Origin of the sequence: Marinobacterium aestuarii, from assembly GCF_001651805.1 — a bacterium.
Lineage (GTDB): Bacteria > Pseudomonadota > Gammaproteobacteria > Pseudomonadales > Balneatricaceae > Marinobacterium_A > Marinobacterium_A aestuarii.
In genome coordinates this window covers 2,862,505-2,878,318 of the sequence record NZ_CP015839.1, presented here as the reverse complement: position 1 = coordinate 2,878,318, position 15,814 = coordinate 2,862,505, and the positions used below count along the sequence as shown (strand labels likewise).

Genomic DNA, 15,814 nt, shown 5'->3' with positions numbered 1-15,814 from the left:
ATGCCAAGGGAGCATACCGGGGTTGCCGGCCTCATCGCTACTATGCAGTTGTAGTCGAACAGCATAAGGCGCCGGGATAAAACGGTCGTCGCAGCGATAACAACAAGAGGCATGAAAACATGATCTACGCACAGCCAGGAAGCGAAGGCTCCGTTGTTACATTCAAACCCCGTTACGGCAACTTTATCGGCGGCGAGTGGGTTGCACCGGTCAAGGGTGAGTACTTCAAGAATGTGTCGCCGGTCAACGGTCAGCCGTTCTGCGAGATCCCCCGTTCCACCGCCGAAGACGTTGAACTGGCGCTGGACGCCGCCCACGCCGCCAAGGCCGCCTGGGGCAAAACCTCCGTTACCGAACGCTCCAACCTGCTGTTGAAAGTCGCCGACCGTCTGGAAGCGAACCTGGAAACCCTGGCCGTGGCCGAGACCTGGGACAATGGCAAGGCCGTACGTGAGACTCTGGCCGCCGATGTGCCGCTGATGGTGGATCACTTCCGCTATTTCGCCAGCTGCATCCGCGCCCAGGAAGGTTCCATCGGCGAAATCGACGAAAAAACCGTGGCCTATCACTTCCATGAGCCTTTGGGTGTGGTCGGTCAGATCATTCCCTGGAACTTCCCGCTGCTGATGGCCGCCTGGAAACTGGCGCCTGCACTGGCCGCCGGCAACTGCGTTATTCTGAAACCCGCCGAGCAGACGCCGGTGTCCATCCTGGTGTTTGCCGAGCTGATTTCCGATCTGCTGCCCGCCGGTGTGCTGAATATCGTCAACGGCTTTGGTAGCGAGGCCGGTCAGGCCCTGGCCACCAGTACCCGCATCGCCAAGATCGCCTTTACCGGCTCCACCCCGGTAGGCGCGCACATTCTCAAATGCGCCGCCGACAACATCATCCCGTCCACGGTGGAGCTGGGTGGCAAGTCGCCTAACATCTACTTCGAAGACGTGATGGCGCAGGAAGACAGCTTCGTCAGCAAGGCTGTTGAAGGCACGGTACTGGCGTTTTTCAACCAGGGTGAAGTCTGCACCTGCCCGTCACGCCTGCTGGTACAGGAAAGCATCTACGACGACTTTATGGGTCTGGTCATCGAGCGTATCAAGCAGATCAAACGTGGCAACCCGCTGGATACCGACACCATGGTCGGGGCCCAGGCCTCGCAGCAGCAGTACGACAAGATCATGAGCTACTTCGATATCGGCCGTGAAGAAGGTGCCGAAGTGCTGATCGGTGGTGGTGCCGAAAAACTTGAGGGTGATTTCAACACCGGCTATTACATTCAGCCGACCATCCTCAAGGGCACTAACAACATGCGTGTGTTCCAGGAAGAAATCTTTGGCCCGGTCATCTCCGTGACCACCTTCAAGGACGAAGCCGAAGCGCTGGCCATTGCCAATGACACCGAATTCGGCCTGGGTGCAGGCCTCTGGACCCGCGACATGAATCGCGCCTACCGCATGGGCCGTGGTATCGAAGCCGGACGCGTCTGGACCAACTGCTACCACCAGTACCCGGCACATGCTGCCTTCGGTGGTTACAAAAAATCCGGTGTTGGCCGCGAAAACCACAAGATGATGCTGGATCACTACCAGCAGACCAAGAACATGCTGGTGAGCTACGACGTTAATCCGCTGGGCTTCTTCTAAGCCGACAAGTCACCCGTACCGCAGTGCGCAGGGACCTCCTGCCGTGCGCACCGCACTGCAGATCGGCTGGTTCGTCCCATGGATCAGTCAACCCCCCCTGACCGAGTGCTCTCACTCGCAGGTTTTAGCCGCGTCTGACGCGGCTTTTTTTATGTACAGGAAGTACGGTATGCCGCGGGCGTATGGATGCGCAGGACTACATGGATGTAGGAAGTAGGGCGACATACTTTCTTTGCTCGTGCAAAGAAAGTAACCAAAGAAAGGCCCCGATGAAGCCTTCTTGCTGCGCTCTGACGCCATTCGACGGACTCCGCCGACGGTACATCCATGTACCTCGTCGGAGGCGGAACAGTCCCTGTTACGCCCCTGCGGGCCTGATCGTCGAATGACCTCAGTGCTCGCCGGCGTCATAAGGGGGAATGACAGCCGCTCTGTTATCCCGGAGGTGCTGAGTTGTACCCTGGGCCGGTACGCCGTCATGATTTATCACGAATCACGAATCACGAATCACGAATCACGAATCACGAATCACGAATCACGAATCACGCCTCTGGTCGCGTCATCTGCCATCGTTATACTGAGACTGATGAGGGCGCCGCTCGCAGCCGGTTACCGTGGCGAGCGCATACACTGAGCGATTAGCCAGGGAGGTCTGGATGCAGGATCAGAATTACAGTATTCGTACCATGTCGCGCAGCGAGGTGGATCTCGCCATTGAGTGGGCGGCGCGGGAGGGGTGGAATCCCGGATTGCAAGATGCCGACTGTTATTATGCGGCCGACCCGAACGGTTTTCTGGTGGGGGTGCTGGATGGCACGCCCATCGCCTGCATATCCGTTATTCGCTACGGTGACAGTTTTGGCTTTCTGGGCTTCTATATCGTCAGCCCCGACTATCGCGACCAGGGTTATGGCATCCAGCTCTGGAAGGCCGGCATGAAGTATCTGCAAGGGCGGAATATCGGCCTCGACGGCGTGGTGGATCAGCAGGACAACTATCGCCGCTCCGGTTTTCGCCTTGCCTACCGCAATATCCGTTATCAGGGCCAGGGAGGTGGCACTGCCTCTGATGGGGTTGATGCGGCTGCTGTGGTGAATCTGGCTCGCTTGCCGCTGGCTGACCTTGTTGCCTACGATCAGCCGTTCTTCCCGGACGACCGCGCCTGCTTCATCAGCCGCTGGGTGCAGCAACCGGGCTGTCATGCGCTGGGCATACTGCAAGGCGGTGCGCTCGCCGGCTATGGCGTGATTCGCCCCTGTCGCAGTGGCTACAAGATAGGCCCCCTGTTTGCCGATACGCCAGAGCTGGCGGAGTCCTTGTTTGTGGCGCTCAAGTCGCGGGTTGGGGCAAGGGAAACGGTGTTTCTCGATACGCCTGAGCCCAATCGAGCTGCTGTAGCGCTGGCAGAGCGGTATGGGATGACGGTGGCGTTTGAGACTGCGCGCATGTATACGCAGGATGCGCCGGACCTGCCGTTGGAGCGGGTTTTTGGGGTGACGTCATTTGAGGTGGGGTAGCTGGCTGTGGTTTTGGCAGTTATTAACCCGGTAGGTTAATACATGAAGCAGGGATGCTTCATCATTGGCCGCAGGCCAAAGCGAACGCCAGAAAAACCAGCAAGTCCATGCACTTGCGCCCGTTTTTCTGGCGTGACGGACTTGGATCGAATCTGCCAGCAGAGCATTTACCGAGCTCTTCGAGTCTGTATTTCACCTTTCCTTGTAACGCGACAAGGAAAGTAGGCAAAGAAAGCGACACGCCAGAAAGGCGTCACATGAACCATCAAGTTCCCCTAAGGGGTCCGTCCACTGCCTTCCCCCGTGACTAATCGGCCCCGTGCTGTTTGAACACTCCTTCATGCCGGGTTCGATCATGAATACATCGCCGACTTTCAGGTGTACTGGCTGCTCGCCTTCGGGCGTGATGATGCAGTAGTCATCGAGGAAGTGGCAGAATTCCCATTTATCGTCATTCACCTCGAATTTTCCGGGCGCAGGCTGAGCCTGCTTTCCAGCCAGTTTGCCTTATCGTTACCCAGCGATAGCGTTACTCCTCGAGGTGGCAGGCTCCAGAGGCATGCCCCACGCAACAGACGCGAGCCGGCTCGCCATGCAGCGATTAGTTAATGCGGGCCTTAACAAAGCTGCCGGGTGCCGGCTCCAGAGGAGGGTAGTCTTTGTTGCCGAGGGCCTGGGGTGCAGCCACCTGCTTGCCGGCGCGCTTTTTGACCCAGGGAGCCCAGTGGTTCCACCAGGTGCCCTGCACATCTTTGGCGGTTTCCAGCCAGTGGTCGGGGCCTTTGCCGCTTTCACCTTTAATCCAGTGGTTGCGGCGATTTTTGGAGGCCGGGTTGATAACGCCGGCCACGTGGCCGCTGCCACCCAGCACGAATTCCACGTTTGGGATGATATCGGTGGCGGCGAAGGTGCTTTTCCAGGGGGCTATGTGGTCGTCAACGCAGGACAGGAAGTAGCAGGGGGTACTGATTTTGCCGAGGTTGACCTTTTCACCGCAGATGCTGAGGCAGTCGGGCTTGATCAGATTATTCTGCTGGTACATGTTGCTTAGGTAGTAATTGTACATGTCCGCCGGCAGGCTGGTGGGGTCACTGTTCCAGTACAAAATGTCGAAGGGGGCCGGGGATTTGCCCTTAAGGTAGTTGTTGACCACGTTGGACCAGATCAGGTCGTTGGAACGCAGCATATTGAACACGTTGGCCAGGTTTTTACCGTCCAGTACGCCGGCGGCGTCCACGTCACCGAGGATTTTCTTTGCGTCATCACCGTCGATGAAGACCTCAATTTCACCCGGATCTTCAAAGTCCGTGAGGGTGGTGAGGAAAGTGGCGGAGCTGATTGTGTTGTCTTTGCGCGCCGCCAATACGGCCATGGCACTGGCGGTGATAGTGCCGCCCACGCACCAGGCTACGCAGTTGACCCGCTTGCTGCCGCTAACCGCTTTGGCAACGTCCAGCGCCTTGAAAACGCCGCTTTCCACGTAGTTGTCCCAGGACAGGTGTCGTTGCTCCGGGGTGGCATTAACCCAGGATACCAGGAAGACGGTGTTGCCCTGGTCAACGGCATATTTGACGAAGGAGTTATGGGGCTGTAGATCGAGAATATAAAACTTGTTGATGCACGGCGGAATGATCAGTAGCGGCCGTCCGGCGACCTTGTCCGTAGCCGGGGCGTACTGGATCAGTTGCATAAGGTCGTTCTCGAAGATGACAGCGCCTGGCGTGGTGGCTATGTTTTCGCCGAGGGTGAAGGCCGTTTCATCGGTCATGCTGATGCGGCCCTTTTCCATATCTCCCATCAGGTTCTGCAGGCCGTCCATCAGGCTCTGTCCCTTGGTATCGATGGCGTGCTTGATCACCTCGGGGTTGGTGGCGGCGAAGTTGCTGGGGGAAAGGGCATCGATGTACTGCTGGGTGTAAAATTCCAGCTTTTTCTGCCTTTTCGGGTCCAGGTTGGCGTTCTGGGCCGTTTTCTGAAGCATGTGCGAGGCCATCAGGTAGGACTCTTTGATGTAGTTGAACACCGGGTTTTCACTCCATTCCTCCGAGTGGAAACGGCGGTCCTTCGAGGCGGGCTTGGTGGCGCCATCAGGGGCGTTACCCAGTAATCCCGCCCAGAGTTCCAGCTGGTTTTTCTGGTAGTCGCTGACGGCCTTCATCAAGTCATCGGGGGTCTTCGGGGCTTGCAATACTTGAGCCCAGGCCGCGTTGAACTTCTCCAGATAATCGTGACCGGAGCCGGCCTTGCCGCCGAACATCTCCATTAATTTTTGGGACTCTGTGGTCATGGCATCCAGGAAATCCTGGGTGACCTTATCAAGGCTTTTGTTGTCCATGGGCTGGTCTCGGGTATTGAGTGAAAGAGTGGGCCGGCCAATGCCTGGGCGCACCAAGTACCGGACATGATAGACCACGCTAGCTGATGCTTTGGGTCAGAAGGGGTCAGGCTTCATAGGTTCCCTAGATGATGTGTGGGATCGTTAACCGGGTATAGTCGCATCGCTTGGCGCGGGGCAGAGGCTGCCCTCGTCTGGGTTCAACATTCGCTTTCAGGCGCTATGCTGCATAGCGCCTGAGTGTGAATACCTCAGCACAGGGCACTTCTGACAAAAGGAGCAACCTCTATGACGACGGGAACCGTTCGACTTCATCGTGTGCTGCGGGCCAAACCGGAGAAAATCTATCGTGCCTTCCTTAACGCGGACGCAATAGCCCGGTGGCTGCCGCCCTATGGCTTTGTCTGCAAGGTACAGCACATGGATGTACGCGTGGGAGGGAGCTTCAAGATGTCGTTTGAGAATTTCTCGACCGGGCAGGAGCACGCCTTCGGCGGGGACTATCTGGAGCTGGTGCCGGGCGAACTCATTCGATACACCGACACATTCGACGATCCGAACCTGCCTGGCGAGATGCAGGTCAGAGTGTCGTTGCAGCCGGTGTCCTGCGGTACAGAGGTTCATATAGTACAGGAGGGGATTCCGGCCATGATTCCGCTCGAGATGTGCTATCTCGGCTGGCAGGAATCGCTTGCCCAGCTCGCCAATCTTGTCGAGCCCGATATCCCAGGCTAGCCGACGCGGCTAGGTCAAGGCAAGGAGATCCTAATGCCCGCCTTGGCGTCTTGCGACCAAGCTGTTAACGGCAATTTCCTCGTCTGTGCCGAAGAATTTTATTAGACAGTGGGCAGGGTGACGGGAGCAGGTTTTGTCTTTTGATAGCAAAACACAAAACCTGGCCCTATTTTACGCCGGGCTCAGCAAGCCCTGCTGAGCTGAAGGCTCAGGCAAAGACGAAGTACTTGCGCACTGTTTCCACGACTTCCCAGGTGCCCTTCATGCCGGGTTCGATCACGAACACATCGCCGGCCTTCAGGTGTACTGGCTGCTCGCCTTCGGGCGTGATGATGCAGTAGCCGTCGAGGAAGTGGCAGAATTCCCATTTATCGTATTCCACTTCGAACTTGCCGGGGGTGCAGATCCAGGTCCCCATGATCTTGCTGCCGTCTTCGGAGAGGTAGGCGTTGAGGTTTACGGTGTGCGGATCGCCACCGATGCGCTTCCACTTGGTGGCGTCAACGACCGGAGTGGGGCAGGTTTCGCGCATTACGGTGATAAAATCAGACATGTCAGCTCCAAGCGATCTGATGAAAGGGCCATCAGTGTAGTGCCAGTGCCATAGGGCAGAGTGTCTGGTTCCGACACTGAAAGGCCTGAAATGCACCTGCTGTGATGTCGTAACCGGCAACAATCTGTGGGGCGTACCTGCCGTGGTACAAAAGGGGTTTTGTCTTTTGTTAGCAGACACAGGATCCTGCTAGCATCCGGTGCAGTGTATCGACAGCTGTCATCACGTTCATTTATCGGAGCCCTTCAGCAGGGTCTTGCGTCGGCCGGTCCGCGAGGTGCCGTCCACGCCCGCCCAATAGACCTTCAGTACCAGCATCAGGGCGCCCGCGGCGGCGGCAAGGTGCTTGAGTGTATGACCACTCAGAAGAGTGCCGCTGAGTTCGTAGATGCGCGCATCCCAGATCTCCAGCACCTTGGCCAGCACATAAAATGCCAGTGTCAGCCACAACCAGAGCGTTCCGGGAGCCCGGTATAGCTGGATGATCAGCGGCAATGCGAGCATAGGCCCGAACTGCACCAGCAGATAGAGTCTGAGGTCGTCCCGCCAGTGCCAGTACAGGACACTCAACATTGCCAGCGAGACTAACCAGGGAAACAGTGTGCGCCCCATACCCAGGCCAAGACGCTCCGCGACCACGATCGATGTGAAGGCTGCAAAACATAGCGCCATTGGCAGTCGGTCCCATACCAGGGTGTTGTTGCCAGGATTCAAATGGTACCAGGCTGACCCGAGCGCGACCCCGACCAGGCCACCCATAAAGCAGAGGTAGATGGCGACCAGCTCGCGACACATGCCTGGCCGTTTTCTCAAGACGGCCAGACCGATAATGCCCACCAGGGCAAAGGGCAGATTGGACAGGACATTGAATGCATTGGGCACCTGGAGGAACGGGCGCTGGTCGGCAAAGGCGTGGTAATCCAGGCTCTGAGGCAGTGGCTCAGTCAAGAACAGCAGCACCGACATAACAAAGAGCAGCAGGCCCGCAAGCGCAGACCGGTGACGATAACAGCGGGCTTTTACGGTTACGGAAAATTCATCCAGCATGGTCAGTTTGTCCCATCGTTACACCTGCGATCACAGCGCGTCTAAGGTGTCAGGCTGCCTCGACTGTTGTACCCAGCGCAATCGAAAAATTTGAAGTATCGGAGCAAGTGACCTTAGGTATCATCAGCTAATACGATGCGCCTGAGTTCTACGGGTGTCTTTAGCCACGGGCAGCCAGCGGGGTGGATGCAGGCATAACGCACCGCTACAAAACAGATATGTGCTAAAACCATCAAGGTAACCAGATGCTCTGTGGCATTTAGCCGCACAGGTAGCGCCAGGCCGGCAATGTAACCAACAGATTCGTTGGGTGCTAACGTAACCGGCACAGGAAAGGAGATCCGAATGCCCGACTTTACCCCTTGCGACCAACCGGCTAACGGCCATTTTATCGCGTACTCCGACGAGTTTTGTGAGGTTGTGGGCAGCGACCCACAGTTCTACACGGTGATCGAAACCGATGCCCACGAAGGGCCTGTGTACGTGGAAGCAGAGAATGCCCTGTACTTCACGACGCTGCCGGCCAGCAGCAATATCCCCGTCGCCAACGCCAAACAGGTCGCGATCAGGAAAATTTCCCTGGCCTGCGACAGCTTCCCATTGGCGCCACAGGCCGTTACGACCGTCCGTGCCGCCTCCAACATGGCCAATGGCATGACGCTGGATTCTGACGGACGTCTGGTGATCTGTGAACAGGGAACCAGAACGACACAGGCGCGCATCAGTCGCCTGGATATTCGCACGGGCGCTGTGGAAAGGCTTGTCGACGAATGGCGCGGTCTGCGATTCAACTCGCCCAATGATGTCGTGGTGAAAAGCGACGGCACTGTCTGGTTTACCGATCCGAGCTACGGCGCGCTGCAGGGGTTCAAGGACGCTCCTTTGGTGGGTGATTACGTCTACCGCCACGACCCGGCGACGCAGCAGACGTCGGTCGTCGCGGACTCGTTTAACAAGCCCAACGGACTGGCGTTCTCGCCGGACGAGTCCATCCTGTACATCAACGACAGTGGCGCCATACAGGGCCCGGGCAGCTATTTTGCCAATCTGCCGCATCATATTCGAGCCTTCGATGTGCGGGGCGGGCGGCAGCTGGAGAACGGTCGTCTGTTCGCTGTTGTGAGCCCTGGTATCCCGGACGGGCTGAAAGTGGATACCTGCGAAAGAGTGTACAGCTCCTCGGCCAGTGGGGTTCAGGTGTTCAGCCGCGACAGCGCCCTGCTGGGCGAGATTATCGCGCCGGGGGTCGCAAACTTCAGCTTCGGTGGCCCGGAAAACAACGTACTGTACATGATGGCGGACACCCGGATCTGGGCCGCCAGGATCGCGGCGGTGGGTGCCACGCGCCCGCCGTTCACCCGGCAAGCAGCCCAGCCCTGAGTCAGGTCTGCTTTTACTGCCAAGGGCGCTAGAGGAAGGCTGCAATTGGATACTGACGGAACAGATGGGAGTAGGGCTGGCATGGCGCGCAATGATCATTTCGATACAGTGGCGGACTGGACGCAAGCAGCAGGTCTGGTCGACTTTGAGCCCCGCCGACCCGCATTGTCCACGCCCTATGGTCTGGCGCCCGTGACGGTGCGGGTGGCCGGACAGGAGGCCCGCAGCTATGCGCTCGGGCCCGTGCCGGATCCCGACGACATCGATGGCCGCAGCCCGGCTGTCGTCGTGTGGCACGAGAGTGACAGGGTCTATCTGGTGGCGAGCGGCCAGCTCGAGGCAGAAACCTTGCTGCGCATCGCAGCGTCGCTGTACGACTAGCGCGCGCGGATCACGCCTGACAACAGTAGCCAAATCCTTTTACGTTAAAAATCGAGCATTGGAGTAAATTGAGAAATAATAAGTCAGGCCGAATCGAAATGATTTCGTCTTCTGCAGAACATGTTCGCATAGAGCTTGAAATGCCAGAGCTACTTGCTGAAAAGTTAAATGCAGTGGTATCAGACAATTGGCCGTCGGGAGAATATGATCGAGATGCGATGGAATTTTTCCTTTCATGTTTCGAAACAGGTGGAGACGCCGCAAAAGGCTGGTACGGTTGGTATGCAGTAAATATAGACAATGCAGAAGGCGCGAGGGCGCTCGTGGGTGCGGGTGGTTATTTTGGCCCGCCAGACGTTAATGGCGTTGTCGAAATTGGTTACTCAATATTACCCGAATGGCAGCGACGTGGTTATGCAACTGAAATGGTTAATATGTTAGTTGCTCACGCATCATCGTTTGATAGTGTAAATAAAATTATCGCTCACACTGCAGCAGATAATGTAGCCTCTATTAATGTATTAACGACGAGTGGCTTTGAAAGAGCAGGAACCAATGAGGGTAATGTACGTTTCGAACTCAAAAACTGAAATTTTCGCTATTAACCCGGCAGGTTAATAGATGAAACCGGGATAGGGGAATACTGAAATAGCAGGAGCACATTTCAATAGACCATAAGGTTCATCGTATGAAGGTAATACAGGGGCTTGGGCTTGCACTATTCGCGGCTAAACCGGAGTATCAGAAGAGCAAAAGGCAGGGTCTGGCCCTGTAACGCATATCCTCAGGAGGTAATCTTGAATCTCATAATAGGCAATAAAAATTACTCTTCCTGGTCGCTACGGCCGTGGCTGCTGCTATCTTTTCATGGGGTGCCTTTTGAGGAAATTCGTATTCCACTGGATCAAGACAACACCCGGGCAGTGCTTGCCAGGTATACAGACGCGGGGAAAGTGCCGGTGCTGCAGGATGGTGATCTGACCGTCTGGGACTCGCTGGCTATTTGTGAGTATATTTCGGAACACTATCTTGGGGGTGGCGGCTGGCCTGGGGAGGCTCGAGCCCGAGCAAAAGCACGATCTTGCAGTGCGGAGATGCATTCCGGTTTTTCACAGGTTCGCAGTCAAATGCCAATGAATTGCCGTGCGTCGGGGCGAAAAGTGGTTGTCAGTCCGGCTTTGAAGCGGGACATTGCCAGGATCGACCAGATCTGGTCAGAGTGCCGGGAAACTTATTCGGGTCTGGGTCCATGGTTATTTGGCGAATTTTCGATCGCAGACTGCATGTTTGCTCCGGTGGCGTTCCGGTTTCACACTTACGAGGTCAAGCTTTCAGACCCGGCTGCCCAGTACATGCAGTTCGTGCTGAGCCACGGGAAAATGTATGATTGGGCAGAGCAAGCTCGAACCGAACCTGAGACTATTGAGATGGAGGAAGTTGGGATCTGAGCAGTGGTCGGCCGGCGACTAACAGCCTATCGATTTTGCTTCCCCGGGCTATCATTTCGGGGCGGTTAGCATTAGCGTTAGCCAAATGGCCGCCACAGACATGTATCGGCGCTCGAAATGCTGTGTACAAGGATAGGGTGTGAATATTCACAACTGAACAGGGCCAAGGAGTGGATACAGTAATTACCTCACAGCACCTCAAACATGCTCTCGCTGCGCTTGTACTTGTAAGCTTGGCCGCTGGCCTGAGGCTATGGCCGCTGCAAACGTTTGAGTCGGAACTCGCCTGGCTGACATTCTATCCTGCGGTGATTGCCGTTGCGCTCTATGCGGGATTTTACACCGGCTTGCTGGCTACCGTGCTTGCCTGTCTCGCGGTCACTTTTCTGTGGCCGCTGTTTGTTACCCGGCCTTTTATCGAGAGTCATCTTGATCTGCTGGAAATGGCCATTTTCGCCGTCATCTGCGGATTTGTCTCGTACCTTGTTGAAGTCGTGCATCAAAATAAGAGGGCACTCAAACAGGCCGAATCCGAAGCGATAGCCAGTAGCGAACGTGAACAATTCATCAGATCCATCGCTGATTGCGTGCCCAATATGATCGGCTATTGGGACCGGGACTTACGCTGCCGCTATGCCAACCATGCCTACCATGAGTGGTTCGGAAAGTCGCCCGAGGAGATTGTCGGTATCAGGTTCCAGGATCTGACGGGCGAGGCTCTGTTTGCCCTGAATGAGCCCCATATCCGCGGAGTCCTGGCCGGGGAGCCGCAACGCTTTGAGCGGACACTGAACAAAGCCAGTGAAAACGTAGGTCATATCATCGGGCACTATATCCCCGATTTCGATGCCGATGGTACTGTAAAAGGATTTTCTATTCAGGCCAGCGAGGTGACTGTTCTCAAGGAGACCGAGGCGAAGCTCGAACTGGCCGCATGCGTCTTTGAGAACACCCTCGATGGTGTCATGATCACCGATGTTAACGGGATTATTTTGTCGGTTAACCCGGCATTCAGTGAGATAACCGGCTATGGGAGTGAAGAGGCCGTCGGGCATACGCCCCGCATTCTTCACTCTAACCGGCACGAGCAGGCATTCTATGCCTCCATGTGGCAAGAGATAAAAACCAGGGGGCGGTGGAATGGTGAGATATGGAACCGTCGCAAAGACGGGAACCCTTACCTGGTACGCATGACCATCAGTATGGTTCGCGTTGTGGATGGCGAACCTGTGCGCTATGTATCGGTATTCAGCGACATTACTGAGCTTTGGCGTAAAGATGAGCACATAAAACATTTGGCTTTTCACGATGCCTTGACCGGCTTGCCAAATCGTAACTTGCTGATGGATCGGATAAACCAAAAGCTGATTCATTCCCAGCGTGAACAGTGCAGCCTGGCGCTGATGTTCCTCGATCTTGATGGATTTAAACTCGTCAACGACCAGTTTGGCCACAAAGTCGGAGACGACCTGTTACAGGTGGTCGCGAAAAGGCTGCTGGCACTGGTGCGAAAATCAGATACTGTGGCCCGCGTGGGCGGCGACGAGTTCATATTTGTCCTCGACAATCCGCAAGGAAAAGACGAAATTATGGTCGTCGCTAACCGTGTTATTCGTTCGATTAATGAACCAATGGATACTCTCGGTGAAGTGATCCAGATAGGCGCATCCGTCGGCATTGCCATGTTCCCGGCTGATGCGGGTACCTATGTTGAATTAATGAAAAATGCCGACGCGGCAATGTATACCGCCAAAGCCTCGGGCAGGAATAATATTATTTTTTTCTCGTCTGAAATGACTTCACAAATGGGCACCTCGATTAATTGATGATTTTCGCTCAATTGAAAAAAACTGCGGCGAGGACAAAAACAGGATTGTCTTCCCTGCGAATGAAGGCTTATTTCACCGAATTGATACCTGTCCGTAGTTCGAACCAGGTCTGCTATTCGACCCACGACAACCATCAGAAAGCCTCGATTCTGGCTCGGCGTAAATACACTAACCGCTTCAGGTTGTAGCCGCTTGCCAGCCTTGTCGAGCCCGAAGTCGCCAGCTCGCCTATACGCTGAGGCCACAGGCCGTCTAGCCGCGGATCTGTCTTTGGTAGATCGCCTATGTCCGGGGCTATTGCCGTCTTGCCTCGTCGTGCGACCCGGCTGCCAGCCTGGTAGCACCGTCGGGCGCTAACTAACGACTATGAGTAAACATGCTGATTGCGAGCTAAGATGGTGGGTACTTGTTTTACAATACGGCCAAAACAGACTGAATATTAGGAATGAAGATGGCAGATACCACGGACCTGGAACAAATATACCCAAGACCACTGTCGGGCGCCGAAGTAGTGAATCCCCCACCCGCCTTGGTTCCAGGCAGGGTTCCATTGACTGGACATTACGTAAAACTTGAGCCGCAGAATGCGAATGAAGATGCTGCAGAGCTTTACGAGGCGGGTCATTCCAGTGAAGAAGGACTCCGTATTTGGGATTACATGACCTATGGTCCATGGACGGACCTCAGTAGCTACAAAGCGACTTTACGCGCTCAGTCGTCGAGTTTCGATCCAATCTTTTATACAATTCGATCCATTGAGACCGGTAGAGCCTGTGGTCAAGTTAGTTTTATGGACATAAACGCACAAAACGGAGTAATAGAGATCGGACATATCTGGTTCGGGCCCGAGCTGCAGAAAACGCCCGCTGGAACTGAAGCACTGTTTTTGATGCTGTGTCATGCAATGGATGATCTTGGTTATCGTCGCATGCAATGGCGCTGTAATTCACTGAACGAAAGATCCAGACAGGCTGCCCGCAGGTTAGGATTCAGATTCGAAGGTATCTTCTACAATCATTTGATCTTTAAAGGGAAGAATCGAGATACTGCCTGGTACTCTATTTTGGATGACGAATGGCCTGAAGTCAGAAGAGCAATCGCCTCCTGGCTGGAACCTTCAAATTTCTCATCGGATACTATATCCAAAGTATCATTGACCGAGATGATGGAAAATAGATCAGACAGTCAGCGGGGTTAGAGTCTGCGCAGTAGTAACCGCCCCTAATGTACATACTCGTTCAATACGGGCGGTTTAAGGATAGCGTTATATTCATTGCCAAATATCAGCCTGGGCTTCACGTGGTTTTTGTTCCAATTGTGGTGCGCACTTATTTAGCCGTTTCAAGAAAACGGGTAGCTACAATATGCCAGTGGGCTTGTTTCCGGATACCGAGGGCCTGGAAATGTCTATGCAGTATTTCAGTGATCTTAGACCGAAATATTACTGCTTCTCTAACGATACGCAAGAAATGACTGAGGCCGAGATCTATGCCCATTTTTCTTCGGATATGCAGGATTAAAAAATAAAGCACTCTATGCGTTGATGCTATTCAGAAGAGGGGATGGAAGATTTTGTCTTTTCCCCATCTTTCAGCCGGTTAATTAAAAATTCTTGAATAAATACAACTCGGTTGATTAACCCGCCGGGTTAGTACATGAGGCGGGGATACTTCATCATTGGCCCTTTCGTTGGGTGACGGACAAATAGGTAGGCAACCTATTTGTCCACCAGGTTAATAATCAGTGCTGCAGAGTAACCAAGGATGCTCTGGGCGTTACGATTCGAGTGTGCAGGTGCTCTGTACCCTGTGTCCTCGCGGGCGAGTGGACGGTTAGCTGATAGTTGAGACTGTTGACGACCCGCACAGGTTTCAGTCCATGCTCGATGCTGTGTGAGATCTTTAACGGGATTTTTGTGCACTTGAGGTGCTGTCACCTCCGACATAGGCCGGCAGTCTATACTGGGCAGAGAGGGCTCAATCAATATCTGCAAGGTGGAAAAACGCTGCCACTTGCTTGCGTTCTCCGCGCCCGCTGACCGCGTTAGACTATAAAAGAGGGGATGTCATGGCTCAGGCAAGGCGTCATTATCAACACTCCAACCTTGCGGTTGTATCCGAAAAGGTGGATGCCGAGTTATCACCTGACAAGGTTGAGCTGCTAAAGAGTGTCTATTCAGAAGTCTGTGCAACCTGGCGATCTTTGCATGATGTTCGTTTTAAGCTGCTCGGTTTGGTGCCTTTTGTTACTGTCGGGGTGTTGGTCGTCATACTGCCGGGTAGCGGTACCAGTGAACACTTGAGCAGTTGGTACGCAAGAATCATCCCCGCTGTGGGGTTGTTGGTCACTATAGGCCTGTTGATTTACGATACTCGAAATTCAGAGATCTATGATGATCTAATAAGTCGAGGTAGAAGAATCGAAGCAGAGTTGGGAATTAAAACAGGAATATTTCGAGGTCGGCGAACACCTGAGTGTGCATGGATTAAGCACGGTAATGCTACACGGTTGATTTATGGTGCGGCAATACTGGGTTGGGTGCTATCACTTGTTGCTGTATAGCCCCTGGCCATGAGTGCTGTGTCCGTCGCGTGTCACTGCGACTTATGCTGTTTTTCCGCGCCGACAATTCGATGGCGCACTGATTGGCCTTATTATTAACCCTGCGGGTTAATACATGAAGCAGGGATGCTTCATCATTGGGCCTTTCGTTGGAACAAAACCCAATGCGAACCCCACCCCGTCCCTTGATAGAGTCCAGCATGTCCGCGCACCTGCGCCCATTATTTTAGGTTAAAGAGTCGCGCACATACGCATCCATGCGTGTGCGGCATACCGTACCTTCTGTACATAACGGGCAAATAGGTAGGCAACCTATTTGTCAGCCAAGTTAATAGTATGACGATAGACGCCATGCACTGAATGGATTCATCCTCCCCGGTCAAGCTA

Annotated in this window: 13 protein-coding genes and 1 pseudogene; 10 read left to right on the top strand and 4 right to left on the bottom strand. The window is 54.6% G+C overall.

What is annotated here, in order from left to right:
• Window positions 1–119: 119 nt before the first annotated feature.
• Both exaC and A8C75_RS12605 read left to right on the top strand, forming a co-directional pair.
• On the top strand, window positions 120–1,640 hold the full coding sequence (gene exaC / locus A8C75_RS12610; protein ID WP_067382823.1) for an acetaldehyde dehydrogenase ExaC: 1,521 nt from the start codon (window positions 120–122) through the stop codon (window positions 1,638–1,640).
• A 656-nt stretch (window positions 1,641–2,296) separates the two neighbouring features.
• Window positions 2,297–3,157: a GNAT family N-acetyltransferase gene (locus A8C75_RS12605; protein WP_067382820.1), complete on the top strand. Its 861-nt coding sequence runs from the start codon at window positions 2,297–2,299 to the stop codon at window positions 3,155–3,157.
• A gap of 336 nt (window positions 3,158–3,493) precedes the next feature.
• Here the strand turns inward: A8C75_RS12605 and A8C75_RS23975 are convergent.
• Window positions 3,494–3,631 (bottom strand): annotated as a pseudogene (locus A8C75_RS23975) (cupin domain-containing protein); the annotation flags it as partial.
• Between the two features lie 127 nt (window positions 3,632–3,758).
• A complete protein-coding gene (locus A8C75_RS12595) occupies window positions 3,759–5,492 on the bottom strand; it encodes a PHA/PHB synthase family protein (RefSeq protein WP_067382817.1) in 1,734 nt (577 codons plus the stop codon).
• A gap of 288 nt (window positions 5,493–5,780) precedes the next feature.
• Between A8C75_RS12595 and A8C75_RS12590 the strand changes: the two genes are divergently transcribed.
• Entirely contained in the window at window positions 5,781–6,227 is a 447-nt protein-coding gene (locus tag A8C75_RS12590; RefSeq protein WP_067382814.1) for an SRPBCC family protein, read from the top strand.
• 208 nt (window positions 6,228–6,435) lie between these two features.
• On the opposite strand, the gene A8C75_RS12585 is transcribed toward A8C75_RS12590, so the two are convergent.
• Window positions 6,436–6,780: a cupin domain-containing protein gene (locus A8C75_RS12585; protein ID WP_067382811.1), complete on the bottom strand. Its 345-nt coding sequence runs from the start codon at window positions 6,778–6,780 to the stop codon at window positions 6,436–6,438.
• 228 nt (window positions 6,781–7,008) lie between these two features.
• Window positions 7,009–7,827: a ceramidase domain-containing protein gene (locus tag A8C75_RS12580; RefSeq protein ID WP_067382808.1), complete on the bottom strand. Its 819-nt coding sequence runs from the start codon at window positions 7,825–7,827 to the stop codon at window positions 7,009–7,011.
• 345 nt (window positions 7,828–8,172) lie between these two features.
• Here A8C75_RS12580 and A8C75_RS12575 point away from each other — a divergent pair, with 345 nt between their 5' ends.
• The 7 genes from A8C75_RS12575 (at window position 8,173) to A8C75_RS23645 (ending at window position 15,427) form a co-directional block, all read left to right on the top strand.
• Complete coding sequence (locus tag A8C75_RS12575) at window positions 8,173–9,207, top strand: SMP-30/gluconolactonase/LRE family protein (protein WP_067382805.1); 1,035 nt, start codon at window positions 8,173–8,175, stop codon at window positions 9,205–9,207.
• Between the two features lie 45 nt (window positions 9,208–9,252).
• Window positions 9,253–9,588, top strand: a complete 336-nt coding sequence (locus A8C75_RS12570) for a hypothetical protein (RefSeq protein ID WP_157890288.1) — start codon at window positions 9,253–9,255, stop codon at window positions 9,586–9,588.
• Window positions 9,589–9,656: 68 nt separating this feature from the next.
• A complete protein-coding gene (locus tag A8C75_RS23095; protein WP_227819909.1) occupies window positions 9,657–10,178 on the top strand; it encodes a GNAT family N-acetyltransferase in 522 nt (173 codons plus the stop codon).
• A 207-nt stretch (window positions 10,179–10,385) separates the two neighbouring features.
• The gene (locus tag A8C75_RS12565) at window positions 10,386–11,036 is read left to right on the top strand and encodes a glutathione S-transferase family protein (RefSeq protein ID WP_067382799.1); all 651 of its coding nucleotides are present in this window, start codon (window positions 10,386–10,388) and stop codon (window positions 11,034–11,036) included.
• Between the two features lie 170 nt (window positions 11,037–11,206).
• Entirely contained in the window at window positions 11,207–12,862 is a 1,656-nt protein-coding gene (locus A8C75_RS12560) for a diguanylate cyclase domain-containing protein (protein WP_227819908.1), read from the top strand.
• 454 nt (window positions 12,863–13,316) lie between these two features.
• Window positions 13,317–14,063 carry a GNAT family N-acetyltransferase gene (locus A8C75_RS12555; protein WP_157890287.1) on the top strand — a complete coding sequence of 249 codons (747 nt, stop codon included), beginning with the start codon at window positions 13,317–13,319 and terminating at the stop codon, window positions 14,061–14,063.
• A gap of 869 nt (window positions 14,064–14,932) precedes the next feature.
• Window positions 14,933–15,427: a hypothetical protein gene (locus tag A8C75_RS23645; RefSeq protein ID WP_157890286.1), complete on the top strand. Its 495-nt coding sequence runs from the start codon at window positions 14,933–14,935 to the stop codon at window positions 15,425–15,427.
• Window positions 15,428–15,814: the final 387 nt, after the last annotated feature.